Below are 18,357 nucleotides of genomic sequence, written 5' to 3'. Positions count from 1 at the left end.
CCGGCCCCGGCGTGGTCACGTGCCGCGCAGCCGCAGCGCGTAGCCCACGCCGCGCACCGTGTGGATCAGTTCCGGATCGCCCAGGGCGCGGCGCAGCTGGCGCACGTAGACCTCGACGATGTTGTCGTCGCCCAGGAACGATGGCCCCCACACGGTGTCCAGCAGCAGGGACTTGGACAGCGCCCGTTCCGGGTGGCGCAGCAGCGCCTCCAGCAGGCCCAGGGCGCGGGGACTCAGCTCCAGCGGACGCCCGGCGCGGGTCGCCTCGCGCAGCTCGGTGTCCAGGGTCACGTCCGCGTAACCCAGCGTCCGGCCGCGCTCGGGCTGGGTGCGGCGCAGCAGGGCATGCACCCGTGCGACCAGCTCACCGAAGTGGAAGGGCTTGACCAGATAGTCGTCCGCGCCGCCGGTCAGGCCGGCGATCCGGTCGTCCACGCCGTCGCGGGCGGTCAGCATGAGCACCGGCACCTGCGAGCGCTCGCGCAGGGCCCGCAGCACCGCGAAGCCGTCCAGACCCGGCAGCATGACGTCCAGCAGCAGGACGTCGGGCTCCTCGCGGCCCGCCTCGGCGAGGGCCTCGGAGCCGGTGGCGGCGGTGCGTACGCGGAAGCCCTCGTAGTGCAGGCCCAGCAGGAGGTACTCGCGGATGCCGGGATCGTCCTCCACGACCAGCACGGACGGCGCGGTGGGCCGGGCATCGGGAGTCGTCATGGTGCCACGCTAGGCCAGGGCGGACAGAGGGGCGTTAATCCGCCGTTCCGAATTGCCACGGCCTTTCGGCGCTACCCTGTGCGGTATGTCTGAGCCCCTGATCACGCTGGAAATCGAGAAACTCGTCGCGGGAGGGCTGGGCCTGGCGCGCGACGACTCCGGCGTGGTGCTGGTGCGCGGCGCGCTGCCCGGCGAGCGCGTGACCGTCACGCTGCGCACCGGCAAGGGCGTGCGCCAGGGCCGCGTCCAGGAGGTGCTGCGCCGCAGTCCAGACCGGGTCGACGGCCCCTCGCTGCCCACCGCCGACCTCGCGCACGCCGCCTACGACGCGCAGCTCGTGTACAAGCGCGGCTTCGTCGAGGAGGCCCTGACCCGTATCGGCAAGCTCCGGCACGATGTGGGCGACACGGTGCCCAGCCCCGAGGCGTGGCACTACCGCAACACGGCGCAGTACCTGATCACCCCGCATGGCCTGGGCTACCGCGAGCGCCGCAGCAGCGACGCTCAGGTCGTGCTGGACGATCCGCTGGTCATGGCGCGGATCACGGAGGTCGTGCAGAAGCTCGATCCCCTGCGCCTCGACCCGGCCACCGAGGTCGCGTTCCGGGCCAGCCGCCGCACCGGCGAGGTCGTCGCCGCCCTGATCGGCGCGGGCGAGCCGAAGGTGTACCTGCGGGCCAGCGACCACCTGATGGACGCCGGTGTGGTGGGCGTGTCGCTGGCCGTCCCCGCCGGGCGGCGCTTCAGCGCGGGCGTGCAGCTCATTGCCGGCGAGAGCGAGATCCAGGAGGACTTCGGGGACGTGCAGCTGGGAATCAGCGCCACCGGCTTCGCGCAGGTGAACCCCCCAGCAGCGGCCCTGGCCTACCGCAGCGCCGCCGGGCTGGCGGGCACCGGCGACCACGCGGTCGACCTGTACGGCGGCACCGGTGCGATCGGCCGGCACCTCGCCCCGCACTTCCGGCGCGTGACCGTGCTCGACACGGATCCTGAGGCCCTGGCCCGGGGCCGCCGCGATCTGGCGTCCGCGCCCCTGAAGAACCTGAAATTCCGCCAGGGCGACGCTGCCCTGCTGGGCGAGATCGGGGCCGATGTCGTGGTCGTCGACCCGCCCCGCGCCGGCCTGGACGACGCGGCCCGCGACCAGCTCCAGGACAGCACGGCCGACCGTCTGGTCTACGTGTCGTGCGATCCGGCGACGTGGGCACGCGACGTGGGCGACCTCGTGCGGCGCGGGTGGCGGCTCGGCACGGTCACGCCGCACGACTTCTACCCCCAGACCAGTCACGTCGAGATCGTCTCTGTCCTTGACCGCTGAACGCATATGAGCCGGGATGTGAGGACGGTGGTGGGAGATCTGCTTGGTGGGGCGCTACTCTGCCCCGCGTGAGTGTCCGCCCCCTGCTCCTGCTGGCCCTGCTGCCGCTGCTCAGCGCGTGTCAGGACACCCAGGCGCGTGCCGAGAACGAGGCCCTGACCCGCCGCGTGGCCGCGCTGGAGACGCAGGTGCAGGCCCTGAAGGCCGCCCAGGTCGAGGTGGCCGCTCCCGATCTGGAAGCGCAGCTGAGTGCCCAGAACTGTGCCAACGACCTGACCCGTGCCCTGGAGACCTACCGCGAGAATTCCATCGACGGGCGGTACCCTGCTCCAGCCCAGCTCGATCTCCCGGAGACCTGCGGGTCGCAGCGGGTCAACTGGCTGCGGCTGGACGCCGCCCACTACACCTTCACGGTGACCGGTGACCGTGGTCAGGAACTCGCCCGCCAGAGCGGCGGCGGCTGAGCAGGGAGTCAGGAGCAGCAGGGGTGAACCCGATCCGAGCGAGGAGGACACCCTGCCTGGCTGACGCTCCGGAACGGAATGCCGGTCTGTACCCGGTGCTGAACCCGCCCGTCTGGTGCGGGCGTCACTGCGGCGTGTGGGGCAGTCCCGCCACCTCGTCATCCGAGCGATCCTGCAGCAGGCCGATCGCGAAGGTCGTCACCTGCTGGCCGGTGAAGCCGATGACCAGCGCCCAGACCTGCTGCGGTGCGCCCTCGAACACCGCGCTGCGCAGGTAGAAGGTCTCGCCGGCGCGGGTCATGGTCTGTTCCTGCACCAGCTCCTGTTCGGCGCCGTACTGCCGCACCCCGGTCTCGCGGAAGGCCCGGAAGCCGGCCAGCGACCCCCACTGCCCCTGCACCTCCGGCGAGAAGGCGGCCCACAGCGCGTCGAGCCGAACCGCGTAGAACTCCTGCATCAGCGTCCGGCCCCGGGTCAGCGCGGCCTGCTCTGCCGGGCTGCGGGCCGGTGTGGTCGCACCCGGCGCCGTCGGCGCTGGACTGCCCTGCGCTGGAGTGGCCGGGATCGGCACCGTCTGGGCCGACACCCCGGAGCCGAGGAGAAGGATGGCCGACACCACCACTCGCATCGCGTTCATGCGTCAGCGTAGGCCCGTTGGCGGGCAGAACCTGTCAGCCCCCTGACGATTGCGCCAGCAGTCCTTCCAGCACGGCGGCCACACCGTCTTCATCGTTGCTTAGGGTTCGTTCGGGCGCGGCGTCCCGCGCCTCGGTGTCGGCGTTTGCCACCGCCACGCCGCGCCCGGCCCAGGCCAGCATCTCGGCGTCGTTGGGCGCGTCCCCGAAGGCCAGCACCTCCGACCGCTGCACGCCCAGGTGGGCACACAGGCGCTCCAGCCCCCACGCCTTGCTCACGCCCTCGGCCAGCACCTCCAGGAAGGGGGCCCCGCTGTGGGTGACGGCGAAGCCCGGCAGGCCCAGCGCCCGCAGCTCGACCAGCAGTTCCCGTGGCGTGAGGCGCGGGTGCCGCACGATGAACTTCAGGCTCGGCTGCTCCAGCACCGCGTCCAGCCCGTGTGCGCCCATCTCGGCGGGCTCGCGCTTGTGATCCTCGACGTGGGCGATATCCGCGTAGCCCGTCTGTGCCACGAAGACCTCACCGCCTTCCCGCACCGACACGAACAGCGTGCCCGGCACACGCTCGGCCAGGGCCACCGCCAGCGCCCGCTGCACGTCGGCCGCCACGTGGGCCTCGAACAGCACCTCGCCGGTGCTCAGGTGAACGCCGTGGGCCCCGTTCCCGCACAGCGCCCACTGCGTGAAGCCCGCCGCCTCGGCGATCCGGCGTACACCCCTGGGCTGCCGGGCGGTCACCGGCACGACATGGAGTCCGGCCGCGCGGGCGGCGTCCAGGGCGGCGCGGGTGCGGGGGCTCACGCTCAGGTCGCTTCTCAGCAGCGTGCCGTCGAGGTCGGTGGCGATCAGGCGGATGGGCATGATGGGAAGGGTAGGGCTTCGGGGTGGGCGCCTGCGGCGGGCATCCCCACCCCCCAGCCCCCTGCCCCGCCGGGCAGGGGGAGCGGCACTGCGCTGGGCATGTGGTCGCCATGGCGTCCTGGCCGGCATTCATGGGCCTGACGTTGGCGAGGGGCGGCGTATCTGCTCCCTGCGGTCATGCCGTCCGCGCTCGATGGCACTCGGTCAGGGGCAGGGTGTGCCACTCCGGCTTTTTATTCCCTCCCCCGCTTGTGAGGCCTGATTTGGATTAGAAAGGCCTCCGCCTCAGTCGTAGTTTTTGCCCCCTCCCTCCTTGTGGGGGACTCGGAGAGCTGCGCAGCAGAGGGTTGGGGAGGGGGGTGGCAAGCTCCGCTTGCCTTCCTGCTGGACGCTAAATTTTCGCTCCAATGCTGCTGCGTCTCTTCTCACATCGAGCGTTGCGCGGGAGGTCTGGAGAGGCGGTAGCGGGCGCAGCTCACCGCCTTCCCGCCCTACCGCGCTTCCAGCAGCACCACGGCCGAGGCGTGTTCCTTGGTGTGGGTCAGGGTCAGGTGGGCCACCCAGCCGCGCCGCTGCATCTCGGCGGCGATCTCGGGGGCATAGCCCAGCACCGGGGGAGCAAAGGGGAAGGGGCCGTCCGGGGTACGGTCGCGCTGCACCCACACGTCGCGCCAGCCGTGGGGGCGGGGCCAGACCTTCTGGAAGGCCTCCTTGGCGGCGAAGCGGGCGGCCAGACTGGGCGCGGGGTCGCTCAGGCGGGCGCAGTAGTCGAGTTCGGTGGGCGCGAAGAGTTTGTCGGCACGCCGGCCCTCGCGCTCCAGCATGGCGCGGATGCGGCCGATCTCGATCAGGTCGTGTCCGATAGCGACGATCACGCGGTCAGCATACGGGGCCGCGCTCTATGCTCGTGGGGTGAGTGTCCCCGAACATCCGGTCATGCCCCTGTTTCCGGACGTGCGCCTGGGCACCGTGGCGGCCCTGCTGCGGGCGGGACAGCCCGCGTGGGGGGCGCTGGGCGTGTCGCGCGTGCGGGTCTTCGGGTCGGTGGCGCGGGGCGAGGCGGGCACGGACTCGGATATCGACGTGCTGGTGGACTTCGGGCCGGGGCCGGCGCGGGGCCTGCTCGACCTGATGCGGGTGCGCGGGGTGCTGGAAGACCTGCTCTCGCGGCGGGTGGACGTGGTCACGGAAGCCGCCCTGACCCCGCCCCTGCGGGCCGACATCCTGGCCGACGCGGTGGATGTCATGACCGTGCCCACGCCGGTGCCGGTGGCGCACCGCCCGAAGCGCTGGTCGCTTCAGGTGCAGCGCCTGATCGGAATCATCGACCGTGCGTCGGGTCACGTGGCGGGGCTGGAGTTCGCGGCCTTCACGCTGGACACGCGCACCCAGGACGCCGCGCTGCACCTGCTCGTCCTGCTGGGCGAGGGCACCAAGACCATCCCCCAGTCCGTGCAGGACACGCACCCGGAGGTGCCGTGGGCGCTGCTGCGCGACGTGCGCAACCTCGTGGCCCACGACGATCTGGGAATCGACCCGGCGCTGCTGTGGCACACCGTCACGGTGGAACTTCCCATGCTGCGCCCCGCGCTTCAGGCTCTGGCGGACTCGCCGCTGGCGTGAGCTGGGGTGGGTTCAGGTCCAGACCAGCCCCGAGCGGTGCGTCCAGTACGCGTCCGGTAACTGCGCCAGCGCGGTCAGTTCCGCCGGATCGACCGTGACCCGCAGCGCCCCCAGATTGTCCGCGAGCTGTCCTGGCGTCGTCGCCCCGCTGAGCACCACGTCGGCCCACGGCTGCGCCAGTGCGGCGGCCAGGGCCACGGCGTCCGGCGTCACGTCCTGCTCGCGGGCGATGGCGGCCAGGGCAGGCGGCACGTCTCCCTGTCCGGTCAGGCCACGTGTGGTCAGGCGGCCGTTGGCGACCCCCTCCTTAATTACGACCATCCACCCGGCGGCGTGCGCTTCCGCCAGTGCTGGCCCCACGGACGGCTCCAGCGCGTTCCACGTGGCCTGCACCACGCTCAGGGGGTTCACACCGTCCACGCGCACTTCCAGCGCCCGGCGCAGGGTGTCGGCCTGCCGGGGGCCGGAGGTGCTCAGGCCCACGCGCACGCCCGAGTGCGCCAGGGCCGCCAGCCGTTCCAGCACGGCCATGTCCTCCAGCACGCCGGTCTCCAGGGTCGCGGAGTGGATCAGGTAGAAGTCGGGGGAGCCGTCCAGGGCGGCCAGCGTCTCGGGCCACTGCCGCTCCAGGGTGGCGGCGTCAAGGGATTTGACCTCGTGGGTCGCGGCGTCGGTGCGCCAGCCGGCCACGTAGGTGTAGCCCCACTTGCTGCCGATCCGCACGCCATCTCCGGCGCGGTGCCCACGGGCCCGCAGCCAGCTGCCCAGGAACTCCTCGGCCAGGCCGTAGCTGCGGGCGGCGTCGTAGGTGCGCACGCCCGCGTCCCACGCCGCATCGAGCACGGCCCACGCCTGCTCCCGCATGGCGTCCAGCGACGTGTCCGGCAGGTCGGCCGCGTGCCCCAGGTTGAGGTAGCCGGGGCGGCCCAGCGCCGCAAGGCCCAGACCCACGCGCGCGACGTCCGGCAGCCTCGGAACGGAAGAATCGACGGTCATGGCTGTATTGTCAGGCCCCGACCGCTCCCATGAATCCCGGATTGAGACACCGTGACGGACTTATCACCCCACCGTAGAAAATCCGCCCCGGCACGTTCACGGTTCTTCCATACGGCCCGGCGGTCACTGCGCTTCACTGGGGGAGCACGACAACACACCGCAGTCCGACGACCCGGCGTGGACGTTCCATGCCTCCGGACTGCACGGAGGTTTCTATGACCCGCTCCCGTGATGATCGTTTCGACCGTAACCAGAACGACCGCTACGCGCAGGAGCCCCGAGAATGGGGCCAGCGCGACGGCTGGCAGGACGACCGTTCCATGTCAGAGCGCGGACGCCTCCAGTACGGCGGCCAGGGCAGCGGTAACCAGGGGTACGGTACTCAGGGGTATGGCGGTCAGGATGATCGGGCCAGCCAGTATTCCGGCAGCCAGGGCTATGGCGGTCAGGGCTACGGTTCACAGGGCGGGATGGATGACCGGTACCGCAGTCAGGGCGACTTCGGAGGTCAGGGCTACGGTCAGAACCAGGGGTATGCCCAGGGCTCCGGCCAGAACCCGAACATGCGCTGGGACGCCGACACCATGACGTGGCGCGGCCCCAGTGACCAGCAGGGTGGAGGCCGGTTCCAGGGCGGCGGCCAGTGGCAGGGTGGCCGTCAGGACGACCGGTATGGCCCGTCCGGTATGGGCGGCATGAACCAGCGCGACACCTCGCAGGGGTATGGTGGCCAGGGTTTCGGCACCCCGAGCTACGGCGGTCAGTTCGGCCGCCAGCAGGGTCAGGACTCGTGGTCAGGCCAGGGGGGCATGGGAATGGGCAGTGGCCAGGGCCCCAGGTATGGGGGCTACGGCACCACCGAGGGCCACCGCGGCAAGGGGCCTAAGGGCTACCAGCGCAGCGACGACCGGATCAGGGAGATGGTCAGCGACGCCCTGGAGGACGACGACCGCCTGGATGCCAGCAACATTGAGGTGCAGGTGCAGAACGGCGAGGTCACCCTGACCGGCACCGTGACCGACCGCATGCAGAAGCGCCGCGCCGAGGACTGCCTGGACGATCTGCGGGGCGTCAGGGACGTACATAACCAGCTGCGTGTGCAGCAGAGTGCCTTCCAGCAGGGCGGCCAGGGGCAGTCCACGTCCGGGAACGGCATGACGGGCACCACAAACCGCACCGAGACCACGCCGACCGTCAGCGGCACCGCGAAGAGCTGACCGGAGTAGGCCAGCTGTGAATCTGGCCTGAACGGATGACGCGTCGGGCATTCCCGCGAATGGGGGTGCCCGGCGTGTCCAGTCTGGTGTCTTTCAGGCAGGGTGGGTGTGGACTGCCTGACGCAGGTCGGTCGCCAGTTCCGGAGGCACTGACAGGTTCAGTGCCTCTGCCAGTTCCAGCGTCCACTGCACCGCCGCCATGTAGGCGGGTTCCAGTCCGTCCAGATCACACGTGAGCTGTGCGGAGCGGCCCACGGTCACGGTGTCCACCTCCCACTCTGCGCGGCGGGTGGCGTTTCCCCAGTGCTGCGTGTGGCCACTGCGCAGCCGTGCCAGACGCAGCACGCCCCCCTGGATCCACCACAGCACCTCCAGGGCACGCAGGCGCTCGCCGCGTGCCAGGACGTTCAGACCGAGGATCAGCCAGTTCAGCGTCCGGTCAAGGGTCATCTGCGCCTCGCCGGGCGGATCGGGCGTGCGGGCCGACAGGGCGGCCAGGTGTGCGGCCAGCTGACCGTCCGTGTCCTTCACCAGCATGCGGGCGGGGTTCACGTGTTCCGGCGTCCAGTTCTCGACCTCGGGCAGGCGGTGCTGGGGTACCAGATGCAGTTCCACACGGCGCAGGCCCGGCAGGAGCGCGACGGTTGTCCCGAACTCGTTCACCAGCGTGTGCAGGACGGGCAAGCGGTCACGCAGCCAGGTTGCCGCCTCCGCGTCGGTGCCGGGTGCGAGAAAGGCCCAGTACTCGACGTCACTCCACGCGTCCGCCGTTCCCTGCGGCACGCTGCCGTAGGCGACGGCATGGGTGACCCGGTCGTCGGCAAGCAGTTCGGCCCGCAGGTGGGCGTCCAGCGCTGCTGTGGTGTCCAGCAGGTGGCCCCTCACTCCCCGATGACGGCCTCGGCCTCGATCTCCACGAGGTGCAGCGGGTCGATCAGCGCGGCGACCTGCACCATGGTCGTCGCCGGGCGGATCTCGCCGAAGACCTCGCCGTGGGCGGTGCCGACCTCCTGCCACCGGCTGATGTCCGTCACGTAGATGCGGGTGCGCACCACGTCCTCCAGGCGGGCACCGGCCGTCTCCAGCGCGGTGCGGATGATGCCCAGCGCCGCTCTGGTCTGCTCGGCCGGGTCGTCCACGCCGACCACCTCGCCGTTCACGGTGGCGGTCGTGCCGCTGACCTGCACGACATTGCCGATACGCACCGCCCGTGAATAGCCGATCTTCGCTTCCCATGGACTGCCGCTGCTGATCTTCTGCTTCATGGGTTCAGCGTAGGCGGGCCGGGTGGGCCAGAGGTCGGCGTGGTCTGTACTCCCTGCGTGACAGGCCGGCGCCCAGGGCGTCAGGGCTGATCCAGTTCGCCGGTTCGGGGCGTCAGCGTCCAGCGGGTCACGGCCCAGCGGCCCGCGCTGCGCGTCAGGTCGATGGTCAGGGTGTGGCGGGTGCCGGAGATGTACTCGCTGTCGGTGTCCGCGTCGGCCTCCCCGATGTCGGCCGTGGCGGTGACCTGGGCGCGCTCGGCGGTGTCCACGGTCATCTCGACCGCACCGACCATGAAGTTGCCCAGGCGCGGCAGGTTCAGCGCCGAGCCCGTCAGGGCTGCCCAGGGTGTGGCCCGGGCCAGCGCGGCGTCGATCCGCCGCTGGATCTCCGAGCGCTGGGCGGCCGTGCGCGGCGGGGTGGGCCGGGCGTAGCTGCTGGCGACCTGCCGCGCCACGTTGCTCAGGTCGCCCAGCAGCGTGGCCGCGAGTGCCAGCGGATCGTCGGTCACGGGGCTCAGGGTGTCCACCGAGACGCGGTGGGTGGTGAAGCGCAGGCTGCCGCTGCGGGCGTCCCGCACGACCACGTCGTCCCGACCGGTGGCGCGGCGCACCGCGAAGACCGGCCACCACGCCGAGTCCAGATAGCCGCCCTGATCGGAACGCACCGGCACCGTCTGGAGCGCCGGCCCGGCCACGATGCCGCTGCCCTGCGGACGGTACAGCGCCAGGGTACCGGTGCTCGCCTGGCCGCCGCTCAGGGGTGTGCCGGTGGCCGGAGCAGGGTCGGTGCCGCCGATCAGGGCCAGCGCCTCCCGCGTGCCCGGGGCGCTGAACGACCCGCCCAGCACAGTGCGCGGGGCGTCCGGGGCCGCGCCCGCCCGGGTCGGCCAGTCCCACACACCGAAGTCGCCCAGGGCATGCCGGATGTCCGGGCCGTAGTTCCCGAGCCACGCGGCGTAGGGGGCGGGCTGTGTGCGGGCCCAGGTGTCAGCCTCACCGGGCTGTCCGGTGATCACGCGCGTGGCGTAGTCCACCAGCATGCCGCCGCTGAAGGGCTCGGTGCGGTCGTTCATGCGGCCGGCGAAGGTCTGCAGAAATCCCGGATAGGCGCGGGTGTTCTCCACATAGCGGGGCGCACCGCCCGTCACCGGCAGATACGAGTACACGACCGGCAGCGGCGCGCTCTCGGCAAAGCTCATGCCGTAGCCGTAGGCGAAGCGCCAGTCTGCGCCCACCAGTTCCAGGGGCCCGCCCCCGTTCAGCTGCCGCACGTCCAGCGTGTCCGAATGGGCACTGAACGCCGTGAGCAGTCGCCGGGCAGGGGTGGTCAGCGAGTACAGCGTGTGGGTAAAGCAGCAGTGTGCGCCCCCCGAGAACCCGGCCAGCAGCACCTCCGGCACGCCGTCGCCGGTCACGTCGCGGCACCAGTCCACGCTGACCATGGTGTCGGTGACCGTGGCGACCACGTCTGCACCGCGCAGCACGCTCACGCGGTCATCGGGGTCGCCGAAGCCGTTCTCCTCCAGCTTCAGCGTGTACGCCCCGCAGGTCTGCGTGGTCGTCTTCACGGGCTCCGGCGGGTCGTCCTGGGCGGGGGCCAGCGGCACACAGGTCAGCAGCGCAACGGCGGTCAGGATCATACGGATGCGGGTCATGGAACCTCCGGCAGGTCGGAAACGGATGGAGTCTGCCCAGCATGCGCCCGGCAGGGCTCCCAGGTGAAGGGAGGGCGCCGTGTTCCCATGCCGACCTAACGCTCGTTAGGTATACTGAGCGCATTGATCCTGGAGGTGTCCCCATGACCCAGCCCACCACCATCCACCCCGGCGAGACGCCCGAGCAGCACGCCGCCTTCGAGGCCCGCATCGCGCGCGGCGAGAAGATCGAGGCCGGCGACTGGATGCCTGCCGAATACCGCCGCCAGCTGATCCGCATGATCTCGCAGCACGCCCACAGCGAGGTCGTCGGCATGCTCCCCGAGGGCGAGTGGATCAGCCGCGCCCCGACCCTGAAGCGCAAGACCATCCTGATGGCCAAGGTGCAGGACGAGGCCGGGCACGGCCAGTACCTCTACCACGCCGCCGAGACCCTGGGCGCCACCCGCGAGGACATGCTCCAGGCGCTGCTCTCCGGGAAGGCCAAGTACAGCAGCATCTTCAACTACCCCACCCGGAGCTGGGCGGACGTCGGCATGATCGGCTGGCTGGTCGACGGGGCCGCCATCAAGAACCAGACCATGCTGGCCGGGTGCAGTTACGGCCCCTACAGCCGCGCCATGGTGCGCATCTGCTCGGAGGAGACCTTCCACCACAAGCAGGGCAAGGAAATGATCGTCGGGTACGCCCAGGGCACCCCCGAGCAGCGCGCCATGGCCCAGGACGCCCTGAACCGCTGGTGGTGGCCCGCCGTGATGATGCTCGGCCCGCACGACAGTGACAGCCCCAACACCGGGGCGCTGAGCCGCTGGGGCATCAAGCTCAAGTCCAACGACGAGGTTCGGCAGGAGTTCATCAACGAGCACGTGCCTGAACTCATGGAAGCCGGCCTGACCATCCCCGATCCGGACATGCACCAGGACGCCAGCGGCAACTGGATTCACGGTTCCATCGACTGGAACGAGTTCTGGGCGATCATCAAGGGCGAGCGCGGCCTGAATAAAGAACGTCTGGGCGCAAAACAGGCCGCCCACGACGACGGCGCATGGGTGCGCGAGGCGTTGCAGGCGTACGCAGATCGTGCGCGGGGCGTGGCGGCGGACTAAAAGAGACCCCTCAGTCGGCTGCGCTGACAGCTCCCCTTAAGGGGAGGTGCCCCGGAGGGGCGGACTCGCAGAGCGCGCAGCGAGGGGTCAAACCGCAAGCCTCCCACCCTGCCACTCAAGGAACCCATGACCCACACCCCATCCCCTGACACCCAATGGCCCCGCTGGGAGGTCTTCAAGCAGGACGCCCCCGGCAAGCCGCACCAGGCCATCGGCTCCGTCCATGCCGGCGACCCCGAGCACGCGCTGCACACGGCCCGCAACGTCTTCGTGCGGCGGCCGGCGGCGGTCAGTCTGTGGGCGGTGCGCTGGGCCGACCTCCTGACCGCCACGCCGGAGGAGCTGACCACGACCCCTGCCGTGCTGGACACCTCCGGCGAGTCCGGCACCTACCATGTGGGCATCAAGCGCACCAGCAAGCGTTCCATGACCTTCGTCGATCTGGTGGGTACCGTGGAGGCGCACGGCCCCGGTGACGCGCTGCGGCTGGCCCGCGAGCAGCACCCCGACGCGCTGACATGGCTGGTCTTCCCGGAATCGGCGGTCGTCCGCACCGACGACGACCACGGCACGGTCGAGAGCTGGTTCGCGCCCGCCGTGGACAAGACCTACAAGCAGCAGCAGGCCTACGGCGTGATCGGCCGCCACGTGGGCGAACTCAAACGCGCCGGCCGGATGCCGGGGCGGGTCAACGAGGAGCCGCACGTGGGCGACCAGAAGGTGTATGACCACCCGCACGACACGGTGAAGCCATGACCGCCGCGACGGCCCTGTCGGCCACGCAGACCGCTGCCCTGATCCGCCGCCTGACCGCCCTGGCCGACGACGAGATCATCCTGGCCCACCGGGGCGGCGAGTGGACGGGCCACGCCCCGATCCTCGAGGAGGACATCGCCCTGGCGAACATCGCGCAGGACGAACTGGGGCACGCGGGCCTGTATCTGGGCCTGCGCACGGAACTGGATGGCAGCGATCCCGACCGGCTGGCCTTCTTCCGGGACGCCGGGCAGTACACGAACACCCGCTTCACCGAACTCCCGAAGGGTGACTGGGCCTTCACCATGCTCCGCCAGTTCCTCTATGACGCCTTCGAGGCCCTGTGGCTCCAGGCCGCCACCGCCAGCGCTTACGCCCCGCTGGCCGAGGTCGCCGCAAAAGCCGTGCGCGAGGAGAAATTCCACCTCCAGCACACTGCCCTGTGGGTCGAGCGGCTGGCCCTGGGCACCCCGGAGAGCGAACGCCGCACCCAGGCTGCCCTGACCGAGCTGTGGCCGTACGCCGCGCAACTCTTCCAGCCCGTTGAGGGGGAACAGGAGCTGGCTGAAGCCAGTCTTCTTCCCGACCTGCAAGGCGTCTACACCCGCTGGCAGACCCTCGTGACCCGTCACCTCGTTGAGAAATGCGGCCTGACCCTGCCCGCCACGTTCCCTGACTCCGCTGGCCGCGACGTCCACACCGACCACCTCGCCCCTCTCCTGGCCGAGATGCAGAGCGTGGCGCGGGCGTACCCGGAGGCAGAAACGTGGTGATCTTTTCTCCCTCCCCGCCTGTGGGGGAGGGCCGGGGCGGGGGGGCGTGTGACCATTTCCAGCGCCATCAAGACGCCCTGCCACTCTAGGGAGGACTCAAATGACCACTGTTTCGAGCCCCACCCCCTCTGCGGTCTGGAACGCGCTGTCCAGCGTTCCCGACCCCGAGATCCCCGTCGTCAGCATCACCGACATGGGCATGGTGCGGGATGTCGATGTGAACGGCGAGAAGGTCACGGTCACCTTCACGCCTACCTTCAGCGGGTGCCCGGCGCTGCACGTCATCCGGGCCAGCATCGAGCAGGCCGTCCGTGATCTGGGCGTGGCCGATGTGGAGGTCAGGAGCACCCTGACGCCCCCGTGGACGACCGACTGGATTAACGACGCCGCCCGCGAACGCCTGCGCGAGTACGGGATTGCGCCCCCCGCCCCCGCCGAGCACGGCCTGATCCAGCTGGAGGCCGAGCCCACCCGTTGCCCCCGCTGCCACAGCTTCGACGTCCGCATGACCGCCAGCTTCGGCCCGACCCTGTGCAAGCGCATGTACGTGTGCGACAGCTGCAAGGAACCGTTCGAGGGATTCAAGAGCGTATGACTGAAACGAACGATTCACGGAGTCATACCCCTTTAGGGCATCTCTGTGACTTTCGTGACCTGCCCAACCCAGATAAAGCGGTTAAGTCGTGTCAGATTTTTCTGGAGGCGCGCTTACCTACACACCAGATTTCTGGCGGTTGGGAGAACGGCCCGGGCAATGAGTATGACTACATCTGTCAGCCGCCTCTAGCGCTGGAGGAAGCTGTGACATTGGAGCAAGACGTTAGAGCGTGGGCTCGTGATCAGGGGTTCGATTTCTGCACCTGCTATTTGGAATCTCATATCCGCACGCTTGGTGAAGTGCAGGAGAACGAATGACCCAGTCTCTCTCAATGACCCAACTCCTCCGCCCCGCCTCCTACGTCTCTGGTCACTGGCATACCAACGCCGATGGGCAGACCCTGATCGACGCCGTGTATGGCCGCCCCGTGGCGGTCATCTCGTCCAAGGGGGTCGATTTTGCCGGGGCGCTGGCCTACGGGCGGCGGCAGGGCGCGGCGATCCGCCGGCTGACCTTCCACACGCGGGCGCGGGCACTCCGGGCGCTGGGCACGTACCTCATGGAGCGTAAGGAGGCGTACTACGAGCTGAGCATGCTGACCGGCGCGACCCGCCGCGATTCGTGGGTGGATATCGAGGGCGGCATCGGCACGCTGTTCAGCTACTCGTCCATGGCGCGGCGCGAGCTGCCCGACGAGCGCTTCTGGCCCGACGGCCGGGTGGAGCGGCTGGGCAGGGAGGGGACGTTCGTGGGCCGCCACCTGCTCGTGCCGCGTGACGGCGTGGCCGTGCAGATCAACGCCTTCAATTTCCCGGTGTGGGGGATGCTGGAAAAGCTGGCCCCGGCGTTCATCGGCGGCATGGCCTCGCTCGTCAAGCCCGCGCCCCAGACGGCGTATGTCACCGAGCGCGTGGTGCGCGACATCATCGAGTCCGGGCTGTTGCCCGAAGGGGCGCTGCAACTCGTGACCGGCGAGCCCGGTGACCTGCTGGATCACCTGACCGAGCAGGACATGGTGGCCTTCACCGGATCGGCGGCGACGGCGGCGAAACTGCGTGTCCACCCGGTCGTGGTGGGCCGCAACGTGCCCTTCAACACCGAGGCCGATTCACTGAACGCCTCCGTGCTGGGCCTGAGCGTGCGCCCCGAAGACCCCGAATTCGCCCTGTACGTGCGCGAGGTCGCCCGCGAGATGACCGGCAAGGCGGGCCAGAAGTGCACCGCGATCCGCCGCGCCATCGTGCCCGCGCATCTGGTGGAGGCCGTGACCGAGGGCCTCCGCCGTGAACTGGGCAAGGTGACGATGGGCGATCCCACCCGAGACGACGTGCGGATGGGGGCCCTGGTCAGCGTCGAGCAGCGCGAGCGCGTGCGCGAGACCCTGCGCCAGCTCCAGGCCGAGGCGCGGATCGTCGTCACGAACGAGACGCCCCTGCTGGGCGGCGACCCCGAGAAGGGCGCGTTCCTGGAACCCACCGTGCTGCTGTGCGAGTCGCCCCTGACCGCCCGTGGCCCGCACGAGCTGGAGGCCTTCGGGCCGGTGGCGACCCTGCTGCCCTACGACTCGCTGGAGGACGCAGCGGAGCTGGCCCGCCTGGGGCGCGGCTCGCTGGCCGGTTCGATCATCACCCACGACCGCGCCGAGGCGACCGAACTGGTCATGGGTCTGAGCAGCACGCACGGGCGGCTGCTGGTGCTGAACCGCGACAACGCGAAGGAGAACACCGGCCACGGCTCGCCGCTGCCGCAGCTCAACCACGGCGGCCCCGGCCGGGCAGGTGGCGGCTCGGAGCTGGGCGGCCTGTCGGCGGTGCGCCACCACATGAACCGCGTGGCCGTGCAGGCCGATCCCACGACCCTGACCGCGATCACCCGCGAATTCGTGCCGGGCGCGGACGTGCAGGAGGACGCGGTGCATCCCTTCCGCAAGTCCTTCGACCAGCTTCAGGTCGGGGATTCCCTGCTCACCCACCGCCGCACCGTGACCGAGGCCGACATCGTGAACTTCGCGGGCCTGACCGGCGACCACTTCTACGCCCACGTGGACGAGATCGGGGCGAAGGAGGAGGGCATCTTCGGGAAACGCGTGGCACACGGCTACTTCCTGATCTCGGCGGCGGCGGGGCAGTTCGTGTCGCCCGCGCCGGGGCCGGTGCTGGCGAACTACGGCCTGGAGGGGCTGCGCTTCGTCGAGCCCGTGGGCATCGGCGACACCATCCGCACCCGCCTGACATGCAAACGCAAGATCCGCAAGGAACTGCGCCCCGGCGAGACGCGCCCGACCGGCGTGGTCGAGTGGCGCAGCGAGATCACCAATCAGGACGGCGTGCTGGTCGCCACCTACGACATCCTGACCCTGGTCGAGCGGGCACGGGACGAGTTCGATCCGCCCGCCGACCTCCAGGCCTGACCTGTGCCCGAAGATGCCCGTGAAGCCCTGCTGGCCAGGCTCTGCGAGAACCGGGCACTGGGTGGTCGTGGCGTGGTACGGGCGGCCCGTGACGACCCTGGTCGGCCGCGATGCAGGGCGGTTCCTGGCGCAGTACCGGGTGCCTCTGGGCGTGGCCCCTAGCATCTGGACATGACACCCCTGATCGCCGGACTGGATCACGTGCAGATTGAGGCCCCCGCCGGCTGCGAGGCGGCGGCGCGGGCGTTCTTCGGGCGGGTGCTGGGTCTGCCGGAACGGCGCAAGCCGGCGGCCCTCCAGTCGGCCGGTGGCGTGTGGTTCGGCCTGCCGGACGGTCGGCAGCTTCATGTCGGGGTGGCCGCAGACTTCGTGCCACGGGTCAAGGGGCATCCGGCGCTGCGCTGCGTGAATCTCAGGGACGTGCAGACGCACCTGCAGGCGTGCGGTGTGCCCTTCCAGCCAGATGACCGGGCCGGGATGCCGCGCGTCTTCCTGTGCGATCCCTTCGGCAACCGGTTGGAGATCGTGCAGCACGGACATGGTCACGACCTCGGCTGACAGCGGAATTCAGATTTCTTGAGGACAACCCTTGAGAAATCTGAATCGAGCGAGGCGAGCGCCTGAAGAAGGCCTGAAGAAGACAGAGGCTGGAAGGGGAGTGAATGGGCGGAAAGCACGTCCCTCCATGAAGCTGAAAACCGCTGTGAGACCGGACTCGAGCGGGTCGAGGACGAGCCCGGGCGAAGCGAGCATGGGAAGGCTGCCGAACCGAACGAGTGCAGCCATCCCGCTCTGTCCATCCCACTCTGTCCGCGACGTAGCTTCCGAACCGCGTGAGTCTGGTCGGGGTGAAATCTGCCCCCGTCCGGGGTGACCTGCCACTGAGATGGGCAGGGTACGCTGGGGGTGTTTCCCCCCCACCGCCCCCTCAGTCCAGCAAAGTGAGGTTTTTTACATTTAGACTCGGGTGTCCGCGCGGATGCCCACCGCCGCCGGAGGAACTCAACGTACGATGCGCGGTAGATACCGGTTTCAGGAGGTCTCCAATGAACGTGATGGATCTGATTCAGTCCTTCTTCGACGGTGAGGGAAGTGCCCGGCTCGGGCAGGTGGTCGGGCTGGATGCCCAGACGGCGCAGCGGGCCCTGGGGGCGGGTCTGCCCATGCAGCTCGACGCGCTGGCCGATCACGCCACCACGGCGCAGGGCCAGTCCCAGATCGTCGAGGCCATCCAGAACCTGCCGGACTTCGGCAGTGTGCACGACGCGCTGGCCGGAACCGATGGTGCCGCCAACCTGCAGCGCGCCGGGGAACTGCTCGGCCCGGCCCTGCTCGGGAGCCGCGCCGATACGATCACGGCTGCGGTGGCGGCGCAGGCGGGCGCACCGGCAGGGGGCGTGGGCCGCCTGATGCAGATGGCCCTGCCGCTGCTCCTCAGTCTGCTGGGGAACCGGGCCGGAGTGAACGCCGGGAACATCGGTGCCGTGATGGGCGGCCTGAAGGGTGGACTCGGTGGGCTGCTGGGGGCCGGCGGCGCCGGTGTGGCGGCGGCCGCCCACACCGGCGCCTCTCACATCGGCACGCCCCATGTCGATGTGCCGTCTGTCGCCCCCACCCCCGATGCGGGCCCCCTGAGTGCCGACGGTCTGCTGGCGTTCGTCAGGGGGCAGTTCAGTGGGCCGGCCGCCGAGAAGATCGGTGCCGCCGCCGGGTTCGGAGGCAGCACGGCCAGCCGCGCCACCCAGGCGGCGCTGCCGCTCATCCTGGGCGCCCTGGTCAGCAAGGCCCGCACCGGGGGCGGGGACATCCTGGGCATGGCGCGTCCCTTCGCCGGCCTCAGCGACGACGGTGGTCACCTGAATCTCCAGGCGCTGAACGACCCGGCAGAACTGGGCCGTGTGGAGGGCCAGGGCCGGGGGCTGCTGGGGTCGCTGTTCGGCAACGTCGATGAACTGACCGGCCGCCTGGG

The 18,357-nt window shown here is 70.2% G+C and carries 19 protein-coding genes (1 of these 19 cut by a window edge); 11 read left to right on the top strand and 8 right to left on the bottom strand.

The features are described 5' to 3' along the window. Positions 1 to 15: 15 nt before the first annotated feature. Positions 16 to 711, bottom strand: a complete 696-nt coding sequence (locus U2P90_RS01550; RefSeq protein ID WP_322473491.1) for a response regulator transcription factor — start codon at positions 709 to 711, stop codon at positions 16 to 18. An 85-nt stretch (positions 712 to 796) separates the two neighbouring features. Here U2P90_RS01550 and U2P90_RS01545 point away from each other — a divergent pair, with 85 nt between their 5' ends. Both U2P90_RS01545 and U2P90_RS01540 read left to right on the top strand, forming a co-directional pair. Beyond that, positions 797 to 2,029 (top strand): class I SAM-dependent RNA methyltransferase, encoded by a 1,233-nt coding sequence (locus U2P90_RS01545; RefSeq protein WP_322473490.1) that lies wholly within the window; start codon positions 797 to 799, stop codon positions 2,027 to 2,029. 68 nt (positions 2,030 to 2,097) lie between these two features. Next, positions 2,098 to 2,493: a hypothetical protein gene (locus U2P90_RS01540; protein WP_322473489.1), complete on the top strand. Its 396-nt coding sequence runs from the start codon at positions 2,098 to 2,100 to the stop codon at positions 2,491 to 2,493. A gap of 124 nt (positions 2,494 to 2,617) precedes the next feature. On the opposite strand, the gene U2P90_RS01535 is transcribed toward U2P90_RS01540, so the two are convergent. From U2P90_RS01535 to U2P90_RS01525, 3 genes are all read right to left on the bottom strand, one after another. After that, on the bottom strand, positions 2,618 to 3,130 hold the full coding sequence (locus U2P90_RS01535; protein WP_295821171.1) for a hypothetical protein: 513 nt from the start codon (positions 3,128 to 3,130) through the stop codon (positions 2,618 to 2,620). A 34-nt stretch (positions 3,131 to 3,164) separates the two neighbouring features. Further along, on the bottom strand, positions 3,165 to 3,989 hold the full coding sequence (locus tag U2P90_RS01530; protein WP_322473488.1) for an HAD family hydrolase: 825 nt from the start codon (positions 3,987 to 3,989) through the stop codon (positions 3,165 to 3,167). Positions 3,990 to 4,480: 491 nt separating this feature from the next. After that, the gene (locus tag U2P90_RS01525; RefSeq protein WP_295820510.1) at positions 4,481 to 4,864 is read right to left on the bottom strand and encodes a 4'-phosphopantetheinyl transferase superfamily protein; all 384 of its coding nucleotides are present in this window, start codon (positions 4,862 to 4,864) and stop codon (positions 4,481 to 4,483) included. Positions 4,865 to 4,925: 61 nt separating this feature from the next. Here U2P90_RS01525 and U2P90_RS01520 point away from each other — a divergent pair, with 61 nt between their 5' ends. After that, a complete protein-coding gene (locus U2P90_RS01520) occupies positions 4,926 to 5,612 on the top strand; it encodes a HepT-like ribonuclease domain-containing protein (RefSeq protein WP_380102327.1) in 687 nt (228 codons plus the stop codon). A 12-nt stretch (positions 5,613 to 5,624) separates the two neighbouring features. Here the strand turns inward: U2P90_RS01520 and U2P90_RS01515 are convergent, their stop codons facing one another. Then, the gene (locus U2P90_RS01515) at positions 5,625 to 6,608 is read right to left on the bottom strand and encodes an aldo/keto reductase (RefSeq protein ID WP_322473486.1); all 984 of its coding nucleotides are present in this window, start codon (positions 6,606 to 6,608) and stop codon (positions 5,625 to 5,627) included. Positions 6,609 to 6,823: 215 nt separating this feature from the next. Here U2P90_RS01515 and U2P90_RS01510 point away from each other — a divergent pair, with 215 nt between their 5' ends. Further along, entirely contained in the window at positions 6,824 to 7,825 is a 1,002-nt protein-coding gene (locus U2P90_RS01510) for a BON domain-containing protein (RefSeq protein ID WP_322473485.1), read from the top strand. A gap of 93 nt (positions 7,826 to 7,918) precedes the next feature. Here U2P90_RS01510 and U2P90_RS01505 read toward each other — a convergent pair whose 3' ends face one another. The 3 genes from U2P90_RS01505 to U2P90_RS01495 form a co-directional block, all read right to left on the bottom strand. Continuing rightward, positions 7,919 to 8,710, bottom strand: coding sequence for a hypothetical protein (locus U2P90_RS01505; RefSeq protein ID WP_322473484.1), 792 nt, complete (start codon positions 8,708 to 8,710; stop codon positions 7,919 to 7,921). Next, positions 8,707 to 9,090: a RidA family protein gene (locus U2P90_RS01500; protein WP_295820518.1), complete on the bottom strand. Its 384-nt coding sequence runs from the start codon at positions 9,088 to 9,090 to the stop codon at positions 8,707 to 8,709. Before U2P90_RS01500 ends, U2P90_RS01505 begins: the two co-directional genes overlap by 4 nt. Before the next feature lie 80 nt (positions 9,091 to 9,170). Next, positions 9,171 to 10,745 carry a hypothetical protein gene (locus U2P90_RS01495; RefSeq protein WP_322473483.1) on the bottom strand — a complete coding sequence of 525 codons (1,575 nt, stop codon included), beginning with the start codon at positions 10,743 to 10,745 and terminating at the stop codon, positions 9,171 to 9,173. Between the two features lie 143 nt (positions 10,746 to 10,888). Here U2P90_RS01495 and paaA point away from each other — a divergent pair, with 143 nt between their 5' ends. The 7 genes from paaA to U2P90_RS01460 all read left to right on the top strand — a co-directional run. Next, positions 10,889 to 11,851, top strand: coding sequence for a 1,2-phenylacetyl-CoA epoxidase subunit PaaA (gene paaA, locus U2P90_RS01490; protein WP_322473482.1), 963 nt, complete (start codon positions 10,889 to 10,891; stop codon positions 11,849 to 11,851). A gap of 126 nt (positions 11,852 to 11,977) precedes the next feature. Beyond that, positions 11,978 to 12,607 (top strand): phenylacetic acid degradation protein, encoded by a 630-nt coding sequence (locus tag U2P90_RS01485; RefSeq protein WP_322473481.1) that lies wholly within the window; start codon positions 11,978 to 11,980, stop codon positions 12,605 to 12,607. Next, positions 12,604 to 13,380, top strand: a complete 777-nt coding sequence (gene paaC / locus U2P90_RS01480) for a 1,2-phenylacetyl-CoA epoxidase subunit PaaC (RefSeq protein ID WP_322473480.1) — start codon at positions 12,604 to 12,606, stop codon at positions 13,378 to 13,380. Before U2P90_RS01485 ends, paaC begins: the two co-directional genes overlap by 4 nt. Positions 13,381 to 13,480: 100 nt before the next feature. Next, complete coding sequence (paaD, locus tag U2P90_RS01475; protein ID WP_322473479.1) at positions 13,481 to 13,975, top strand: 1,2-phenylacetyl-CoA epoxidase subunit PaaD; 495 nt, start codon at positions 13,481 to 13,483, stop codon at positions 13,973 to 13,975. A 334-nt stretch (positions 13,976 to 14,309) separates the two neighbouring features. Then, positions 14,310 to 16,388, top strand: a complete 2,079-nt coding sequence (gene paaZ, locus U2P90_RS01470) for a phenylacetic acid degradation bifunctional protein PaaZ (protein ID WP_380102308.1) — start codon at positions 14,310 to 14,312, stop codon at positions 16,386 to 16,388. Positions 16,389 to 16,559: 171 nt separating this feature from the next. Next, entirely contained in the window at positions 16,560 to 16,946 is a 387-nt protein-coding gene (locus U2P90_RS01465) for a glyoxalase (protein WP_322473477.1), read from the top strand. 497 nt (positions 16,947 to 17,443) lie between these two features. Continuing rightward, a protein-coding gene (locus tag U2P90_RS01460) for a DUF937 domain-containing protein (RefSeq protein WP_322473476.1) crosses the window boundary here: on the top strand, positions 17,444 to 18,357 show its start. It continues 1,231 nt past the right edge of the window; only the first 914 of its 2,145 coding nucleotides appear in the window; the start codon lies at positions 17,444 to 17,446; its stop codon lies beyond the right edge, outside the window.

Origin of the sequence: Deinococcus sp. AB2017081, assembly GCF_034440735.1 — a bacterium.
Lineage (GTDB): Bacteria > Deinococcota > Deinococci > Deinococcales > Deinococcaceae > Deinococcus > Deinococcus rufus.
Note: the sequence above shows the minus strand (reverse complement) of the source record. Positions and strands in the feature narration are given on the sequence as shown.

Excerpts from the sequence above, each read along its gene's own strand:
- U2P90_RS01495 (WP_322473483.1), bottom strand. The coding sequence starts at position 10,745 with ATGACCCGCATCCGTATGATCCTGACCGCCGTTGCGCTGCTGACCTGT.
- paaZ (WP_380102308.1), top strand. The coding sequence starts at position 14,310 with ATGACCCAACTCCTCCGCCCCGCCTCCTACGTCTCTGGTCACTGGCAT.
- U2P90_RS01550 (WP_322473491.1), bottom strand. The coding sequence starts at position 711 with ATGACGACTCCCGATGCCCGGCCCACCGCGCCGTCCGTGCTGGTCGTG.
- U2P90_RS01510 (WP_322473485.1), top strand. The coding sequence starts at position 6,824 with ATGACCCGCTCCCGTGATGATCGTTTCGACCGTAACCAGAACGACCGC.
- paaA (WP_322473482.1), top strand. The coding sequence starts at position 10,889 with ATGACCCAGCCCACCACCATCCACCCCGGCGAGACGCCCGAGCAGCAC.
- paaD (WP_322473479.1), top strand. The coding sequence starts at position 13,481 with ATGACCACTGTTTCGAGCCCCACCCCCTCTGCGGTCTGGAACGCGCTG.
- paaC (WP_322473480.1), top strand. The coding sequence starts at position 12,604 with ATGACCGCCGCGACGGCCCTGTCGGCCACGCAGACCGCTGCCCTGATC.
- U2P90_RS01515 (WP_322473486.1), bottom strand. The coding sequence starts at position 6,608 with ATGACCGTCGATTCTTCCGTTCCGAGGCTGCCGGACGTCGCGCGCGTG.
- U2P90_RS01500 (WP_295820518.1), bottom strand. The coding sequence starts at position 9,090 with ATGAAGCAGAAGATCAGCAGCGGCAGTCCATGGGAAGCGAAGATCGGC.
- U2P90_RS01545 (WP_322473490.1), top strand. The coding sequence starts at position 797 with ATGTCTGAGCCCCTGATCACGCTGGAAATCGAGAAACTCGTCGCGGGA.
- U2P90_RS01465 (WP_322473477.1), top strand. The coding sequence starts at position 16,560 with ATGACACCCCTGATCGCCGGACTGGATCACGTGCAGATTGAGGCCCCC.
- U2P90_RS01520 (WP_380102327.1), top strand. The coding sequence starts at position 4,926 with ATGCCCCTGTTTCCGGACGTGCGCCTGGGCACCGTGGCGGCCCTGCTG.
- U2P90_RS01485 (WP_322473481.1), top strand. The coding sequence starts at position 11,978 with ATGACCCACACCCCATCCCCTGACACCCAATGGCCCCGCTGGGAGGTC.
- U2P90_RS01535 (WP_295821171.1), bottom strand. The coding sequence starts at position 3,130 with ATGAACGCGATGCGAGTGGTGGTGTCGGCCATCCTTCTCCTCGGCTCC.
- U2P90_RS01530 (WP_322473488.1), bottom strand. The coding sequence starts at position 3,989 with ATGCCCATCCGCCTGATCGCCACCGACCTCGACGGCACGCTGCTGAGA.